Source organism: Actinomadura hibisca NBRC 15177 (assembly GCF_001552635.1).
GTDB lineage: Bacteria > Actinomycetota > Actinomycetes > Streptosporangiales > Streptosporangiaceae > Spirillospora > Spirillospora hibisca.
This window is the reverse complement of record NZ_BCRO01000045.1, coordinates 53,184-69,119: the sequence shown is the minus strand read 5'-3', so window position 1 is coordinate 69,119 and position 15,936 is coordinate 53,184. Positions and strand designations below refer to the sequence as shown.

The following is a 15,936-nucleotide window of genomic DNA, read 5'->3' as shown; positions in this document are numbered from 1 at the left end:
TCACCGGCGGGGGTTGCGAGCACGCTACCTGCGGTGTTCCAATTAGAAATAAGGGGTTTCCCGGTGAGCGGGAGACCGAGCGCTTACTTTCGTGACCCCGGCAACGCGGTCCCCCGCACCCCGCCGCCGGCGGGAGGAAGAGGGCACCATGGGCATTCCCGCAGCGGCGACGGAGCCGGTCCTGGAGGCGTCGATGCTGGCCCGCGCGGCCCGCATCCTCTACACCTTCGCCGACGCGCCGCCCGAGCTGTCGCTGACCGACGTCGTGCGCCGGACCGGCCTGCCGCGCTCGTCGGCGCACCGCATCCTGGACCAGCTCGTGCAGCTGAAGGCCCTGGAACGCGCCGGTTCGCGGTACCGGCTGGGGCTGAGCCTGGTGGAGCTGGGCACGCTGGCGGCCCACCAGAACCGCCTGCGCACGATCTCCCTGCCGCATCTGCGCATGCTGCGCGAGACCACCGGCGCGGTGGTGCGGCTGGGCGTACCGGACGAGCACGAGGTGGTCTGGCTGGAGCAGATCGGCGCGCTGCCCGGCGCGGACGCCGGTCCCGCCGGGACGCTGGTGGGCGGGCGGCAGCACGCGGTGTGGACGGCGGCGGGCCGGGCGATGCTCGCCTACGCCGACCGGGACCTGGTGGAGGCCGTCCTGACGGCCGCGCCGCCTCGTCCGATCGTCCGCGCTGCTGGGCGCAGCGGTGCGGCCGGTCCCCGTGTCCATGGCGGCGTCGGCCACGCCGGGCCGGATCGCCGGGCGCATCTGGCCAGTGCTGCGGGACGGCCGCATGGCGCGCCTCCGGAGCGGGTGTCGCGCCGGACCGTCGAAGTGGAGGCGGCGCGGCGGGAGATCGCGCGCGTCCGCGAGCACGGGGTGGCGGTGGACCGGGAGGAGACCCGGCGCGGGACGGTGGAGCTGGCCGCCGCGCTGCGCGACGCGACGGGCCGTCCCGTCGCGGCGATCTCGTTGTGCGGTCCGGTGACGAAGACGGACGTGCGGCGGCTGACGCCACTGCTGCTGGGGGCGGCCGGAGCGATCTGCCGTGCACTGGCGACCCCGCACCGCTCCGCGCAGGGCGTGCGTCCCGCCGCGCCGCAGGCCGCCGACGTCCAGCGGACGCGACGGCCCCCCGCCACGGCGCAGGCCGCTCCCGAGCCCTCGGCGGAGCTGCCGCCGGGCACGCTGGACCGGCTGGCACTGTGGGCCCGCCGTTCCGACTGGATGTAGTACCGCCGCCGGTGCGGTGCGGGGCGCGTCACCACCGCACCGGCGACGGGGTCAGTTCGCGGCGGCGAGGTTCACCGCGATCTCGATGAGCTGGTCCTCCTGGCCGCCGATCAGCTTGCGGCGGCCCGCCTCCATGAGGATCTGCGCGCCGGAGACGTCGTAGCGGGCGGCCAGCCGCTCGGCGTGCTTGAGGAAGCTGGAGTAGACCCCGGCGTAGCCCATCATCAGCTCCATCCGGCCGAGCAGGCACTCCTGGCCCATGATGGGGCGGACCACGTCCTCGGCCGCGTCGGCGACGGCGAACACGTCGATGCCGGTGGCCACGCCGAGCTTGTCGCAGACGGCCACGAACGCCTCGACCGGCGTGTTGCCCGCGCCCGCGCCGAAGCGGCGCACCGAGCCGTCGATCTGGAGCGCGCCCGCGCGGACGGCCGCGACGCTGTTGGCGACGCCCAGGCCCAGGTTCTCGTGGCCGTGGAAGCCGACCTGCGCGTCGCCGCCCAGCTCGGCGACCAGCGCGGCGACGCGGTCGGCGGTCTGCTCCAGGACGAGGGCGCCCGCCGAGTCCACGACGTAGACGCACTGGCAGCCCGCGTCGGCCATGATCCGGGCCTGCCGCGCCAGGACCTCCGGCGGCTGGGAGTGCGACATCATCAGGAAGCCGACGGTCTCCAGGCCCAGTTCGCGGGCCAGGCCGAAGTGCTGCACCGCCACGTCGGCCTCGGTGCAGTGCGTGGCGACGCGGCAGATCGACGCGCCGTTGTCGGCGGCCTGCCGGATGTCGTCCTTGACGCCCACGCCCGGCAACATCAGGAACGCGATCCGGGCGCGGGTCGCGGTGCGCACCGCCGCCCTGATCAGCTCCTGCTCGGGGGTGGCCGAGAAGCCGTAGTTGAACGAGGAGCCGCCCAGGCCGTCGCCGTGCGCGACCTCGATCACCGGGACCCCGGCGGCGTCCAGCGCGCCGACGATCTCCTCGACGTCGGCGACGGTGAAGCGGTGGCGCTTGTGGTGCGAGCCGTCGCGCAGCGAGGAGTCGGTGATCCGGATGTCCAGGGTGTCGGAGTAAGCCATGGTCAGGCCCCCTTCAGGTGCTGGGCGATCTCCTCGCCGACCTTGGTCGCGGCGGCGGTCATGATGTCGAGGTTGCCCGCGTAGGGCGGCAGGAAGTCGCCCGCGCCCTCGACCTCCAGGAAGATCGCGACGCGGGCGCGGCCGTCGATCTCGTCGAACTGCGGCGCGGTGCGCAGCCGGTAGCCGGGCACGTACCCGGCGACCTCGGCGACGACCCGCTCGACCGAGGCGGTGATCGCCGCCTGGTCGGCGTCGGCGGGCACGGCGCAGAACACGGTGTCGCGCATGATCGTCGGGGGCTCGGCCGGGTTGAGGATGATGATCGCCTTGCCGGTGCCCGCGCCGCCGATCGTCTCCACGCCGCGCGCCGTCGTCCGGGTGAACTCGTCGATGTTGGCGCGGGTGCCGGGCCCGGCCGACACCGACGCGACCGAGGCGACGATCTCGGCGTACTCGACCGGCACCACCCGCGAGACCGCGTGCACCATCGGGATGGTGGCCTGGCCGCCGCAGGTGATGAGGTTGACGTTGGGCGCGTCCAGGTGGGCGCGCAGGTTGGCCGGGGGCACGACGGCCGGGCCGACGGCGGCCGGGGTCAGGTCGATCGCGCGGATCCCGGCCTCGGCGTAGCGGGGCGCGGCGGCGCGGTGCACGTACGCCGAGGTCGCCTCGAACACCAGGTCGGGCAGCTCGGGCCGGTCCAGCAGCCAGTCGACGCCCTCGTGGCTGGTCTCCAGCCCCAGGTCGGCGGCGCGCTTGAGGCCCTCGCTGGCCGGGTCCACGCCGACCATGTAGCGGGGTTCGATGTGCGGGCTGCGCAGCAGCTTGTACAGCAGGTCGGTGCCGATGTTGCCCGGCCCGACGATGGCGGCAGTGGCCATGGTCCCTCTTTCAGACGAAGGTCAGTGCGACCGGGCCGAGCCCGGTGAAGTCGGCGGTGTAGGTGGAGCCCGCGACCACGTCGACGGCGCGGGTGCAGGAGCCGGGCAGCACCAGGTGCCCGGCCTTGAGGCGGACGCCGAACCCGGCGACCGTGCGGGCCAGCCACGCGACGGCGGTGGTGGGGTCGCCCAGCACCGCGTCCGAGCGCCCGGCCACGAGCCGCTCGCCGTCGCGGTACAGCGTCGCCTCGATGCGGGTGAGGTCGAGGCCGTCGGGCGCGACGCCCTCGCCGATGACGAAACCGGCGGAGGAGGCGTTGTCGGCGATGGTGTCGGCGAGGCCGATGCGCCAGTCCTCGATACGGCTGTCGATCAGCTCCAGCGCGGGGACGACGCGTTCGGTGGCGGCCAGGACGTCGGCCTCGGTGCAGCCCTCGCCGGGCAGGTCGGCGCCGAGGACGAAGCCGACCTCGACCTCCACGCGCGGCCAGCAGTAGTCGCGCAGCCGGACGGCCTCGTCCGGGCGCAGCTCCATGTCGGCGAGCAGGTGGCCGTAGTCGGGCTCGTCCACGCCCATCATCTGCTGCATCGCCTTGGAAGACAGGCCGACCTTGTGGCCGCGCACGGTCGCCCCGGCGGCCAGGCGGCGCTCGATGTTGACCAGTTGGATCCGGTAGGCGTCGGCGGCGTCGATGCCCGGCCAGCTCTCGGTCAGCGGGGCGGTCGGCACGCGGTCCAGCTCGGCCGCCAGCAGCCGGTCGGCCGCCGTGCGCCGTTCTTCGTCGGTGAGCATGGCGTGACGCTACGCACCAGGCGTTCACAAAAGCCGCACGGGATCCCGCTCATCGGGAGCGCTCCTTAGCGGACGCACTGTGATCCGGGTTACATCCCCTCATCACCCCTCACCCCTGGGAGGCCGCTCTCATGCGCGCTCGATCCGCTCACGCCACCCGCGCCGCCGGTGTCGCCCTGGCCGCCGTCCTCGCCACGGGCGTCGCCGTCCCCGCCCACGCCGCCGCGCCCGTCGCCCACCCGCGCGTCCCCGCGCCCTCGCAGCCCGCCGACCGCTTCCAGGGCACCGCCAACTTCCGCGACGTGGGCGGCCTCCGGACCTGGTGGGGCGCGCGGGTGCGCAGCGGCGTGATCTACCGTTCCGACGCCCTCAACAAGCTCACCGACGCCGACCGGACGGCGCTGGCCAAGCTCGGCGTGCGGCGGATCGTGGACTTCCGCACCCCGACCGAGGTCGGCGGCGACGGCCCCGACCAGCTCCCGTCCGGCCTCGCCGTGACCGCGCGGCCGATCGACGACACCGGCATGTACGTCACCGTCAACGGCGCGATCGGCTCCAAGGACCCCGTACGCCAGCAGCAGGTGCTGGGCGGCGACCGTGGCGCGGCGCTCCTGCACGGCGTCTACCGCAGCTTCGTGACCGACGCCCGGTCGCGCGCGGCGTTCGGCGCGACCCTGCGCGAGATGGCCGGGCGCCGCACCACTCCCCTGGTGTTCCACTGCACCAGCGGCAAGGACCGCACCGGCTGGACCACCTACCTGCTGCTGCGCGTGCTGGGCGTGGACCACCGGACGGCCGAGCGCGACTACCTGCTGTCCAACGCCTACCGCGCCGAGACCGACGCCAAGGTCCGCGAGCAGTTGAAGGCGGCCGGTTACATGCAGGACCCGCAGCTGTTGGCACCGGTGCAGGAGGTGCGGACCGACTACCTGGACGCGGCGCTCAACCAGGCGCGCCGCAGCTACGGCTCGCTCGACCGCTACCTCCGCGTCGGGCTGGGCGTGGACGGCCGCACCGCCGCCGAGCTGCGCCACCGGCTGACGACCCGCTGAGCGCCCCGTGTTTTAATCTACCAAACAGTTGTTAGATCAAAAGGGGGACGTATGGTCGTCCGCTACGAGCGGCGGGGCCCTGTCGCGGTCGTGACGATGGACCGGCCCGAGTACCGCAACGCGCAGAACTCGGCCATGACCTACGCGCTGGACGAGGCGTTCTACCGCGCCGCCGAGGACGACGACGTCGCGGTGGTGGTGCTGGCGGGCGCGGGCCCGCACTTCTCGGCCGGGCACGACATCGGCACGCCCGGCCGGGACGCCGACCAGAGCTTCCCGCGCCGGGCCGGGCTGTGGTGGGACCACGTCGGCAAGGGCGGCGGCGAGAGCCGCTTCGCCCGCGAGTCGGAGGTCTACCTCGGCATGTGCCGCCGCTGGCGGGAGCTGCCCAAGCCGATGATCGCCTCGGTGCAGGGCGCGTGCGTGGCGGGCGGGCTGATGCTGGCCTGGGTGTGCGACCTGATCGTGGCGAGCGAGGACGCGTTCTTCGCCGACCCGGTGGTGCGCATGGGCATCCCGGGCGTGGAGTACTTCGCGCACCCGTGGGTGATGCCGCCGCGCGTGGCCAAGGAGTTCCTGTTCACCGGCGACCGCATGACCGCCGCCCGCGCCTACGAGCTGGGCTGGGTCAACCAGGTGGTGCCGCGCGAGGAGCTGGAGGAGCGGACGTTCGCGCTCGCCGGGAAGATCGCGCAGATGCCGCGCTTCGGCCTGGCACTGACCAAGAAGGCCGTCAACCAGGCCGAGGACCTCCAGGGCCTGCACGCCGGGATGGACTCGGTGTTCGGCCTGCACCACCTGGCGCACGCCCACAACGCCGAGACCTCCGCCGACCCCCTGGCGGGCATGGACCCCCGCGCGATGAAGGCGGCCAGCAATGGATCTTGAGTTCCCGCCCGCGCAGCAGGCGTTCCGCGCCGAGGTAAGCGAGTGGCTGCGCGCCAACGTCCCCGCCGAGCCGCTGCCATCGCTGGAGACGCGGGAGGGCTTCGCCGCGCACCGCGCCTGGGAGCGCAGGCTCGGCGAGGCCCGCCTGTCGGCGATCACCTGGCCCGAGCAGTACGGCGGCCGGGACGCCTCGCCGCTCGACTGGCTGGTCTTCGAGGAGGAGTACTACGCGGCGGGCGCGCCCGGCCGCGTCAGCCAGAACGGCGTCAACCTGCTGGCCCCCACCCTGCTCAAGCACGGCACCCCCGAGCAGCTCGCCCGCGTCCTACCGTCGATGGCCTCCGGCGAGGTCATCTGGGCGCAGGCGTGGTCGGAGCCGGGCGCGGGCAGCGACCTGGCCGCGCTGCGCGCCACCGCCACCCGCGTGGACGGCGGCTGGCGGCTGAACGGGCAGAAGACCTGGAGCTCGCGCGCCGCGTTCGCCGACCGGGGCTTCGGGCTGTTCCGCTCCGACCCCGAGTCGCGCCGCCACAAGGGCCTGACCTACCTGATGTTCCCCTTGGACGCGGAGGGCGTCACCGTCCGCCCGATCGGCCGCCTGGACGGCAAGCCCGCCTTCGCCGAACTGTTCCTGGACGACGTGTTCGTGCCCGATGCCGACGTGATCGGCGAGCCGGGCGGCGGCTGGCGCGTCGCGATGTCCACCGCCGGGAACGAGCGCGGCCTGACGCTGCGCTCCCCCGGCCGCTACACGGCGGCGGCCGACCGGCTGCTGGAGTTGTGGCGGCGGCGCGCCGACCCGTCCGACACCGCGCTGCGCGACCGGGTCGCCGACGCCTGGATCAAGGCGCGCGCCTACCGGCTCAAGGGCTTCGAGACCATCTCGCGCACCGACGACATCGGCGCGGAGGCGAGCCTCAACAAGGTGTTCTGGTCGGAGTTCGACATCGAGCTGCACGAGACGGCCCTCGACCTGCTGGACACCGACGGCGAGCTCGACTCCGAGTGGCTGGAGGGCTACGTGTTCGCGCTGGCCGGGCCGATCTACGCCGGCACCAACGAGATCCAGCGCGACGTGATCGCCGAGCGCGTGCTCGGCCTGCCGAGGGGATCGCGATGAGGTTCGTCCTGGACGGCGACCAGCGGCTGTTCGCCGACAGCCTGCACAAGCTCCTGGAGCGTTCGGACACGCCGGGGGCGGTCCGCGCCTGGGCGGCGGGCGACCACGCGCCGGGCCGCCGCCTCTGGAAGGCGCTCGCCGAGGCGGGCGTGTTCGCGCTGGCCGTGCCGGAGGAGCACGACGGCGCGGGCGTCCTGCCGGTGGAGCTGGTGACGGCCCTGCACGAGCTGGGCCGGCACGCGGTGCCCGGTCCGGTGGTGGAGACGGTCGCCGCGACGACGCTGCTGGCGGCGGTCGGCGGCGACACCGCGGCCGAGTGGTTGCCGCGCGTCGCCGCCGGGGAGGCGCTGGTCTCGGTGGCGCATCCGTACGCGCTGGACGCCGACGTCGCCGATCTGGTCTTGGTGGTGCAGGACGGGCATGTCCACGTCGCGGAGCCGGGAGGGACGCCGCGCACGTCGCTGGACCCGGCCCGTCGCCTGTTCGAGGCGACCCCGGTCCGCGTCTTGGGCCCTGTGCCCGAGAACGGGCTCGACCTCGGCGTTCTGGCCTGTGCCGCCCAGCAGATCGGCGTGGGCCGCCGTCTGCTGGAGGTGTCGGTGGAGTACGCCAAGGCGCGCCAGCAGTTCGGCCGCCCGATCGGTGAGTTCCAGGCGGTGAAGCACCATCTGGCCGACGCGCTGGTGGAACTGGAGTACGCCCGGCCCCTGGTGCACGCGGCGGCCCTGTCGTACGGCTCTCACGACTTCGCCCGCGACGTGTCGGCCGCGAAGGTCGCGGCGTCCGAAGCGTCCTACCGCACCGCGAAGACGGCCCTCCAGGTGCACGGCGCGATCGCCTACACCGACGAGTACGACCCGTCGTTGTGGATCCGCAAGGCACGGGCCCTGCACACGGCGTGGGGCTCCCCTTCCGTCCACCGGGCCCGCCTGCTCGCCGCCCTGTGAGCATGAGGCCGGACGCCTGCGCGCGCCCGCGCGCGGGCATCCGGCCTCATGCGGTCTGAAGAGTTGTCCCGCTGAGTGGGATCGACTTGGGAACCGGCCTGCGAATGTGTTGCTATCCCGGCATGACCCCCCGAAGCTTCATCGCAGTCGCCGCTTCCGTGGCCGTCCTCGCCCCCGCCATCTCCGTGTTCGGAGCCGCTTCCGCGCAGGCGGACCAGCGGGTCAGGCTGCTGGGAACGACCACGCTGCCCGCCAAGCTCACCTTCCAGGGCACGACCGTCGGGGGCCTGTCCGGCATCGACCGCGACCCCAGGTCCGGCCGGTACGCGCTCATCAGCGACGACCGGTCGCAGCTCAACCCGGCCCGCTTCTACACCGCCGCGATCGACGTCTCCGCCAAGGGGATCGGCGTCCGGCTCGTGGACACGAAGCCGTTCAAGCGCATCGACGGCAAGCCCTACCCCTCCCCGGCGCAGTGGCAGGCCGAGCCGTGCACCGCTCCCAGGGTCCGATGCGACCGGCTCGCCACGGTCGATCCCGAGGACATCCGATTCGACCCGCGCAGCTCCAGGCTGTGGTGGAGCCAGGAGGGCGACCGGCAACTGCCGATGGGCGGCACCCCGCTCGTGAACGACCCTTCGATCCGCAGCACCACGTCAGACGGCTCGTACCGGGGCCAGCTCCCGCTTCCTCGCAACTACCACATCACCACTGAGAACAAGGGCCCGCGCGCGAATCTCGGCATCGAGGGCTTCACCTTCGCCGACCACGGCCGTCTGGTCACCAGCATCGTGGAAGGCCCGCTTCTGCAGGACGGCCCTGCGCCGTCTGTGGACAAGGGTGGGTTCACCCGGCTCACGGTGCAGTCGCGCCAGGGCAGGGTCGTCGGCCAGTACGCCTACGAGCTGGACGCGGTCGGCGGGGCGAACGGCGAGAACGGCGCGGCGGCGATCCTGGCCGATCCTCGCGACCCGCAGCGTTACCTGGTGCTGGAACGCACCGTCGTGCTCGGTAAGGGAAACCGCATCCGTATCTACGAGGCGTCCCTGCGCGGAGCCACTGACGTCTATCGGCGCGATTCGCTGGCCGACGCCAAGAGGGTGCGGCCCGTCCGGAAGCATCTGCTCGCCGACCTGACGGCCCTGGGCCTCCAGCAGGCGGGCATCGTCGAGGGGATGACGTGGGGTCCGTCGCTGCGTACGGGCGAGCGCACGCTCGTTCTGGTGGCCGATGACAACTTCGTCGCTCGCGAGATCCCTGGTGTTCCGCAGGTCTCCCAGTTCATCGCCCTGGCCGTGCGCTGACGTAAGGAAAGGCCGCCCGGCTCCCCCACAGGGAATCGGGCGGCCGTCGCGGCGGTCAGTTCGTGGTGAGGCCGCCGTCCACCGCGAACTCGGTGCCGGTGATGTAGGAGGACGCGTCGGAGGCCAGGAACAGCACCAGCCCCGCCACGTCCTCCGGAACGCCCACCCGGCGCAGCGGGACGCGCTCGTACTTGCCCTCGCCGCGCTCGAAGCCCGCCGCCGCGACCATCGGGGTGTCGATCGCGCCGGGGTGGACCGAGTTGACGCGGATGCCGTCGGCGGCCAGGTCCAGTGCAGCCGAGCGGGTCAGTCCGCGCAGGCCGAACTTGGAGGCCCCGTAGGCGCTGTGGCCGGGGATGCCGCGCAGGCCCGCCGTCGAGGAGATGTTGACGATCGAGCCGCCGCCGGCCGCGCGCATGGCGGGGACGGCGGCCTGGATGCCGAGGAACGGCCCGATCAGGTTGATGCGGAGGATCTGCTCGAAGCGCTCCTCGGTCTCCTGGTCGATGGGGGCCGTGCGCCAGATGCCCGCGTTGTTGACCAGGACGTCCAGCCGTCCGAACTCGCCGGTGGCCGTGGCGACGACCTCGGCCCAGGAAGCGGCGTCGGTGACGTCGTGGTGGACGAAGCGCGCCGCCGCGCCGATCTCGGCGGCCACCTCGCGCCCCTCGTCCAGGACGTCGGTGACCAGGACCTTCGCCCCGGCCTCGGCCAGCAGGCGGGCCTCGGCCGCGCCCTGGCCCCGGGCCGCGCCGGTGACGACCGCGACCTTGCCTTCGAGGCTCATGCGTTCTCCTTCGCGCGGAAGTGCGGGATGACCTTCTCGCCCCACTGCCGGATCGTCTCCATGCAGACCTCCTGCGGCACGGTGCCCATCTGGATCAGACAGTTCACCTCGTCCACGCCGATCTCGGCCAGGCGCTCGACGTAGGCGATGGCGGTGTCGGCGTCGCCGTAGGCGTGGTCCACGTTGTAGGTGCCGGTGTCGGACGGGCGGGCCGGGATGGCGGCCTCGTGCAGCTTGGCGACCAGCGCCTCCTTGTCCTTGCGGATCTCGGCGGCGTTGTCGTCGTGCTCGGTGTCCTCCTTGGGCTCGGGCCCGTTGCCGTACCAGTGCGCGATCGACTCGGCGAAGAACCGCTGGCCGCGCGCCCCGATGCGGAACGCCTCGGCGGCGTCGTCCAGCACGATGGTCGGGCACAACGCGGCGAAGTGGTCGTTGGCGACCGAGGCGACCAGCTTGTCGCCCGTGCGGGTGGCGACGGCCTCGTCGTAGACCTTGCGCATCTCGCGGACGTCGTCGGCCCCGGCGAAGCCCATCACCAGCGCGCCGACGCCCCACTCGCCCGCCAGCCGCAACGTGTCGTGCTTGGAGCAGGCCAGGAACAGCGGCGGGTGCGGGTCCTGGACGGGGCGCGGCAGGATGCGGCCGGGGCCGATGTCGATGGAGCCGTGCCACTCGAACACCTCCTCCTGCCACGCCTTGCCGAAGATGCGCAGCGCCTCCTCCATCTGGGGGTAGGTGTCCTTGGGCTGCACCCCGTACATCGACATCTCCTGGCGGGTGGCCCCGCGCCCGGCGCCGATGTCCACCCGGCCGCCCGACAACACGTCCAGCATCGCGGCGCGCTCGGCGACGCGGACCGGGTGCTGGAAGCCGAACGGCATCGTCACCACGCCGTGCCCGATGCGGATGCGGCTGGTGCGGGCGGCGACCCAGGTCAGGAAGATCTCCGAGGCGCTCATGTGCGCGTACCGGTAGAGCGAGTGGTGCTCGACCGCCCAGATCCGGTCGAAGCCCATCTGCTCGGCGTAGACGGCCTGGTCGACGCAGTCCCGGATCACCTGCCGCTCGCGCGCGGGGGTGGGATCGGTGAGCTGCGCCTCGAAGATCATCGAGAACTTCACGGGGGCCTCCTATATTTCGATTAGGCATATTCCTAACAGATATATGCGAGGAGCGCCACACTCCGATCCGGTCCACCCGCCGCTAGGCTGGCCCGGTGACCCCGACGACCGACGACGCCCCCGAGACCGGCCTGCCGGAGCTGCCGCCGACGAGCTGGGCGGTGCTCGGACTGCTGTCGTTCGGCGAGGAGCTGTCGGGCTACGACCTGAAGAAGTGGGCCGACTGGAGCCTGAAGTTCTTCTACTGGAGCCCGTCGTTCAGCCAGATCTACGGCGAGCTGAAGCGGCTGGAGAAGGCCGGGTTCGCCACCTCCCGCGTCGAGCTGACCGAGAGCACGCGCGCCAAGCGCGTCTACCGGATCACCGGGGAGGGCCGCGACGCGGTGGCGCGCTGGGCCGACCGGTCCCCGGTCGAGCCGCCCGTCCTCAAGCACGGCGTCATGTTGCGCGCCTGGCTCGGCCACCTGATGGCCCCCGACCGGCTGCGGCGGATCCTCGAAGAGCACGGCGAGTACGCCGACAAGATGCGCCGCCGCGCCGAGGTCGACGCCGAGGGCGCGGCCGAGAACCCCGAGTGGGCCTACACCGAGCTGGTGCTGCGCTGGTCCGAGCGCTACTACGCCGCCGAACGCGACCTGGCGCGGCAGATGCTCGCCGACCTGGCCGAGATGGAGGCGAAGGGGCGTACCGGCCCTTCTGAAAGCGATGGTGCCGGCGACGCTGGCGGCACCCGGACGGACACCGGCGGCTAGACGCCCACCGGCTCGCTGAGCGCGCCGAAGCGGCTGCGGAAGAACAGCAGCGGCCCGGCGTCGCGCCCGGCGTCCAGCGCCGTGACGCGGCCGATCACCACCGAGTGGTCGCCGCCCGCCAGCTCTCGGTCAATGTCGGCCTCGATCCAGGCCAGCGCGCCGTCCAGCAGCGGTGAGCCGCCGGGCGCCGGACGCCACGGCACGCCCGCGAACTTGCCCGCGCCGCCCGTCCCGCCGCGCGCCATCGCCGCGCACGTCTCCCGCTGGTCCTCGGCCAGCACGTTGACCGCGAACCGGCCCGCCGCGCGGATGCGCGGCCAGGTCGTGGAGGTCTCCGCCGGGCAGAACATCACCAGCGGCGGGTCCAGCGACAACGAGGAGAACGACTGGCAGGCCATGCCCACCGGCTCCCCGCTCTCGCTCGTGGCCGTCACCACCACGACGCCGCCCGCGAACGCCCCCAGCACCCGCCGCATCGCCTCACCGTCCACCATGACGCCTCCCAGATTCCGAACACCGGTCGAGATATTTCGATTAGAAACATTCCGATTAGAAGCATCGGTGTGGTTCGATGTCAAGGCCGCGAGATCGCCCCGGCCGTCCCCCGTGTCCGGTCCGGCCGGTCTCGCCCACCCTGGCGAAGGAGAGCACCATGTCCCCGCTTCCCGGGACCATCCCCGAACTGGTCGCCCACGCCGCCGCGGCGTACGGCGACCGCGAGGCGCTGGTCGACCACGAGGTGCGCTGGACGTTCGGCCGGTTGTGCGCCGAGATCGAGCGCGCCGCCCGCGCCGCGCTGGCCCGGGGCGTGCGGCCCGGCGACCGCGTCGCCGTCTGGGCGCCCAACAGCCGCGAGTGGATCGTGGCGGCGGTCGGCGCGGTGTGCGCCGGGGCCGTCCTGGTCCCGCTCAACAGCCGGTACCGGGGGCCCGAGGCCGCCGACATCCTGCTGCGCACCAGGGCCCGCCTGCTGTTCACCGTGCGCGGGTTCCTCGGCAACGACTACCCCGAGATGCTGGCCGCCACCGGCGTGGAGCTGCCCGCGCTGGAGGGCACCGTCCTGCTGAACGACGCGCCGGACTGGGACGCCTACCTCAAGGGCGGCGACGCGGTGCCCGAGGCGGCCTACCGCGAGCGCGCGGCGGCGGTCGGCCCCGACGACCCGTGCGACGTCATCTTCACCTCCGGCACCACCGGGCGGCCCAAGGGCGTGGTCACCGCGCACGGCCAGAACCTGCGCACCTTCGCGGCCTGGTCGGCGGCGGTGACGTTGCGGACCGGCGACCGCTACCTGCTGATCAACCCGTTCTTCCACACCTTCGGCTACAAGTTCGGGGTGCTGGTGTGCCTGCTCAACGGCGCGACGATGGTGCCCGAGCCGGTGTTCGACGTGGCGCGGACCGTCGAGCGCATCGCCGCCGAGCGGGTCACCGTGCTGATGGGCCCGCCGACGATCTTCACGTCGCTGCTGGAGCGGCCCGGCCGGCCCGCCGGCACGCTGCGCCTCGCCGGGACCGGCGCGGCCACCGTGCCCGCCGAGCTGGTCCGCCGCATCCGCGCCGACCTCGGCGTGCCCGACGTGTTCACCGCCTACGGGCTGAGCGAGTCGTGCGGGGTGGTGTCGGTGTGCCCGGTGGACGCCGACCCCGAGACGATCGCGCACACCACCGGCGTCGCGCTGCCCGGCACCGAGATCCGCATCGCGGGCCCCGACGGCGCGCCGCTGCCGACCGGCGAGCCCGGCGAGATCCTGGTCCGCGGCTTCAACGTGATGCGCGGCTACCTGGACGACCCCGACGCCACCGCCCGCGCGATCACCCCGGACGGCTGGTTGCGCACCGGCGACGTCGGTGTGCTGGACGAGCGCGGCTACCTGCGGATCACCGACCGGATCAAGGACATGTTCGTGGTGGGCGGCTTCAACGCCTACCCCGCCGAGATCGAGGGCGTGCTGGCCGCGCACCCGGCCGTCGTCGAGGCCGCGGTGGTGGGCGTGCCCGACGCGCGGCTCGGCGAGACCGGCGCGGCGTTCCTGGTGACCCGCGCGCCCGTCGAGCCCGCCGAGCTGACCGCGTGGTTGCGCGAGCGCCTCGCCAACTTCAAGGTGCCCCGGCACTTCCACGTCGTGGACGCCCTGCCGCGCAACGCCGGCGGCAAGGTGCTCAAGCAGCAGCTGAGGAGACAGGCATGATCACCACCCCGGAGCAGGAGGAGCTGCGCGCCGTCGTGCGCGGGCTGCTGGCCCGCCACCCGGTCGCCCGGCCCGAGCCGGAGCGGCCGCACCGCGACGGCCGGGCGGTGTGGACGCCGCTGGCCGGGCAGGTCGGCGCGTGCGCGCTGCTGATCCCCGAGGAGCACGGCGGCGCGGACTGCACGCTCGCCGAGACGCACGTGGTGTGCGAGGAGCTGGGCCGCACGCTGGCCCCGGTCCCCTACCTGGCGTCGGCGGTGCTGGCCACCGAGGCGCTGCTGGCCTACGACGCCGCCGACGTGCTGCCAGAGCTGGCCGCCGGGGAAAAAGTGGCGACGCTGGCGTGGGCCGAGCAGGGCACGTGGGACACCGCGTCGATCGCCGCCACCGAGCGCGACGGGCGGCTGACCGGCGTCAAGGACTACGTCCTGGACGGCGCGGACGCCGACCTGCTGCTGGTGCCCGCGCGCACCGCCGCCGGTGGCCTGGGGCTGTACCTGGTCGAGGCGGGCGCGCCGGGGCTGGTGGTCGAGGCGTCCCCGGTGCTCGACCCGACCCGCCCGCTCGCCAGGGTCGTCCTGGACGGAACCCCGGCGCGGCGGCTCACCGCTGACGCCGCGCCGCTGCTGGACCGGCTGCTGGCCGTCGCCGCCACCGCGCTCAGCGCCGAGCAGGTCGGCGGCGCGCAGCACTGCCTGGACATGACCGTCGCGTACGCCAAGACGCGGGTGCAGTTCGGGCGGCCGATCGGCTCGTTCCAGGCGGTCAAGCACCGGCTGGCCGACCTGTACGTGCTGGTGGAGTCGGCGCGGTCGGCCAGCTATCACGCCGCCGCCGGGCTGGCCGAGAACGCGCCGGACGCCGGGACGCGCGCCGCGCTCGCCAAGGCGTACTGCTCGGAGGCGTTCACCACCGTCGCGGCCGAGACGGTGCAGCTGCACGGCGGTATCGGCTTCACCTGGGAGCACGACGCGCACCTGTACTTCAAGCGGGCGCACGGCTCGGCGCTGCTGTTCGGCGACCCGGCCTGGCACCGGGCCCGGCTGGGCGACGCCGTGCTCGGCGTGCCCCCGAAGGAGGTGGTGGGGAGCGCGGTCTAGCGGCCCGGGACGGTGCCTGCGTCCTCCGCCGGAGCGGTGGCCCTCGGGACGCGTCCGGAGGCGGCCAGCTCGTCCAGGTCGTCCAGCAACTGCCCGGCGAGCTCGTGCTCGGCGGCGTAGTGGCGGGCGGCCCAGCGGGCGGTCAGTTCCGGGTAGCCCCAGCCGGGCACGGCGGCGGCGGAGTCGCGGGAGTACTCGGCCTCGGCGCGCATCCGGGCGCAGTCGTCGCGGTAGCGGGTCACGATCTCGCGGAGCCGCTGCGGGTCGGCGACGTGACCGAGCCACACCCGCAACATCGGCCCGTGCTTGAGGACCGGAGGCTCGACCGGCGCACCGCCGACCCAGGACGCCAGGCCCGCGCGCCCGGCGTCGGTGACGGTGTAGAGGCGGCGGGAGCGGCCGTCCTCGGCGGTCTCGGTGCGGGAGGAGGCGTAACCGACCTGCTCCAGGCGCTTGAGCTCGCTGTAGATCTGGCTCATCGCCGGGCTCCAGTAGAAGAGCCGCAGGATGTGGTCGGCCCACTGCCGGACCTCGTAGCCGGTCAGCTCCTCACCGAACGACAGGATGCCGAGCACGGCCCAGGCGGTGGCGGGCAACTTGGCGACGGGCGCCCCGGTGCTGGACGGCCCGGCGGGCGGCTCTGCGGCGGGTGGTTCGGCGGGCGGCGGGGCCTCGCCGGAGGTGCGGTCGGCGGATGGGGACAT

At 73.4% G+C, this 15,936-nt stretch carries 16 protein-coding genes; 9 read left to right on the top strand and 7 right to left on the bottom strand.

From position 1 onward, the window contains the following. Positions 1-148: 148 nt before the first annotated feature. Positions 149-1,222, top strand: a complete 1,074-nt coding sequence (locus AH6_RS22430) for an IclR family transcriptional regulator (protein WP_067482989.1) — start codon at positions 149-151, stop codon at positions 1,220-1,222. Positions 1,223-1,273: 51 nt separating this feature from the next. On the opposite strand, the gene dmpG is transcribed toward AH6_RS22430, so the two are convergent. Genes dmpG through AH6_RS22415 form a run of 3 tightly spaced genes read right to left on the bottom strand, consistent with a single transcriptional unit; the run spans position 1,274 to position 3,970 of the window. Next, complete coding sequence (dmpG, locus tag AH6_RS22425; RefSeq protein WP_067482988.1) at positions 1,274-2,296, bottom strand: 4-hydroxy-2-oxovalerate aldolase; 1,023 nt, start codon at positions 2,294-2,296, stop codon at positions 1,274-1,276. A 2-nt stretch (positions 2,297-2,298) separates the two neighbouring features. Beyond that, the gene (locus AH6_RS22420; protein ID WP_067482985.1) at positions 2,299-3,177 is read right to left on the bottom strand and encodes an acetaldehyde dehydrogenase (acetylating); all 879 of its coding nucleotides are present in this window, start codon (positions 3,175-3,177) and stop codon (positions 2,299-2,301) included. Between the two features lie 10 nt (positions 3,178-3,187). Further along, positions 3,188-3,970 (bottom strand): 2-keto-4-pentenoate hydratase, encoded by a 783-nt coding sequence (locus tag AH6_RS22415; protein ID WP_067482983.1) that lies wholly within the window; start codon positions 3,968-3,970, stop codon positions 3,188-3,190. A gap of 131 nt (positions 3,971-4,101) precedes the next feature. Here AH6_RS22415 and AH6_RS22410 point away from each other — a divergent pair, with 131 nt between their 5' ends. The 5 genes from AH6_RS22410 (at position 4,102) to AH6_RS22390 (ending at position 9,281) form a co-directional block, all read left to right on the top strand. Then, positions 4,102-5,022: a tyrosine-protein phosphatase gene (locus AH6_RS22410; protein ID WP_067482981.1), complete on the top strand. Its 921-nt coding sequence runs from the start codon at positions 4,102-4,104 to the stop codon at positions 5,020-5,022. A gap of 51 nt (positions 5,023-5,073) precedes the next feature. Next, positions 5,074-5,910, top strand: a complete 837-nt coding sequence (locus AH6_RS22405) for an enoyl-CoA hydratase (protein WP_067482979.1) — start codon at positions 5,074-5,076, stop codon at positions 5,908-5,910. Further along, positions 5,900-7,030: an acyl-CoA dehydrogenase family protein gene (locus AH6_RS22400; RefSeq protein ID WP_067482978.1), complete on the top strand. Its 1,131-nt coding sequence runs from the start codon at positions 5,900-5,902 to the stop codon at positions 7,028-7,030. Before AH6_RS22405 ends, AH6_RS22400 begins: the two co-directional genes overlap by 11 nt. Then, the gene (locus tag AH6_RS22395) at positions 7,027-7,977 is read left to right on the top strand and encodes an acyl-CoA dehydrogenase family protein (RefSeq protein ID WP_067482976.1); all 951 of its coding nucleotides are present in this window, start codon (positions 7,027-7,029) and stop codon (positions 7,975-7,977) included. Before AH6_RS22400 ends, AH6_RS22395 begins: the two co-directional genes overlap by 4 nt. Before the next feature lie 122 nt (positions 7,978-8,099). Next, a complete protein-coding gene (locus AH6_RS22390; protein ID WP_067482975.1) occupies positions 8,100-9,281 on the top strand; it encodes an esterase-like activity of phytase family protein in 1,182 nt (393 codons plus the stop codon). A gap of 55 nt (positions 9,282-9,336) precedes the next feature. Here AH6_RS22390 and AH6_RS22385 read toward each other — a convergent pair whose 3' ends face one another. Together AH6_RS22385 and AH6_RS22380 are read right to left on the bottom strand one after the other, a co-directional pair. Next, the gene (locus tag AH6_RS22385) at positions 9,337-10,068 is read right to left on the bottom strand and encodes a glucose 1-dehydrogenase (RefSeq protein WP_067482974.1); all 732 of its coding nucleotides are present in this window, start codon (positions 10,066-10,068) and stop codon (positions 9,337-9,339) included. Further along, the gene (locus tag AH6_RS22380) at positions 10,065-11,189 is read right to left on the bottom strand and encodes an LLM class flavin-dependent oxidoreductase (RefSeq protein ID WP_067482973.1); all 1,125 of its coding nucleotides are present in this window, start codon (positions 11,187-11,189) and stop codon (positions 10,065-10,067) included. The genes AH6_RS22385 and AH6_RS22380 overlap by 4 nt, the downstream gene beginning before the upstream one ends. 95 nt (positions 11,190-11,284) lie before the next feature. On the opposite strand from AH6_RS22380, the gene AH6_RS22375 reads away from it, so the two are divergent. Next, complete coding sequence (locus AH6_RS22375; RefSeq protein ID WP_067482972.1) at positions 11,285-11,941, top strand: PadR family transcriptional regulator; 657 nt, start codon at positions 11,285-11,287, stop codon at positions 11,939-11,941. Here AH6_RS22375 and AH6_RS22370 read toward each other — a convergent pair. Beyond that, a complete protein-coding gene (locus AH6_RS22370; protein ID WP_067482970.1) occupies positions 11,938-12,435 on the bottom strand; it encodes a flavin reductase family protein in 498 nt (165 codons plus the stop codon). The two genes, AH6_RS22375 and AH6_RS22370, sit on opposite strands and share 4 nt — an antisense overlap. A 158-nt stretch (positions 12,436-12,593) precedes the next feature. Here AH6_RS22370 and AH6_RS22365 point away from each other — a divergent pair, with 158 nt between their 5' ends. Together AH6_RS22365 and AH6_RS22360 are read left to right on the top strand one after the other, a co-directional pair. Then, entirely contained in the window at positions 12,594-14,132 is a 1,539-nt protein-coding gene (locus AH6_RS22365; RefSeq protein WP_067482968.1) for a FadD3 family acyl-CoA ligase, read from the top strand. Beyond that, entirely contained in the window at positions 14,129-15,232 is a 1,104-nt protein-coding gene (locus AH6_RS22360) for an acyl-CoA dehydrogenase family protein (RefSeq protein ID WP_067482966.1), read from the top strand. Before AH6_RS22365 ends, AH6_RS22360 begins: the two co-directional genes overlap by 4 nt. Here AH6_RS22360 and AH6_RS22355 read toward each other — a convergent pair. Continuing rightward, a complete protein-coding gene (locus AH6_RS22355; RefSeq protein WP_083983341.1) occupies positions 15,229-15,936 on the bottom strand; it encodes a PadR family transcriptional regulator in 708 nt (235 codons plus the stop codon). The two genes, AH6_RS22360 and AH6_RS22355, sit on opposite strands and share 4 nt — an antisense overlap.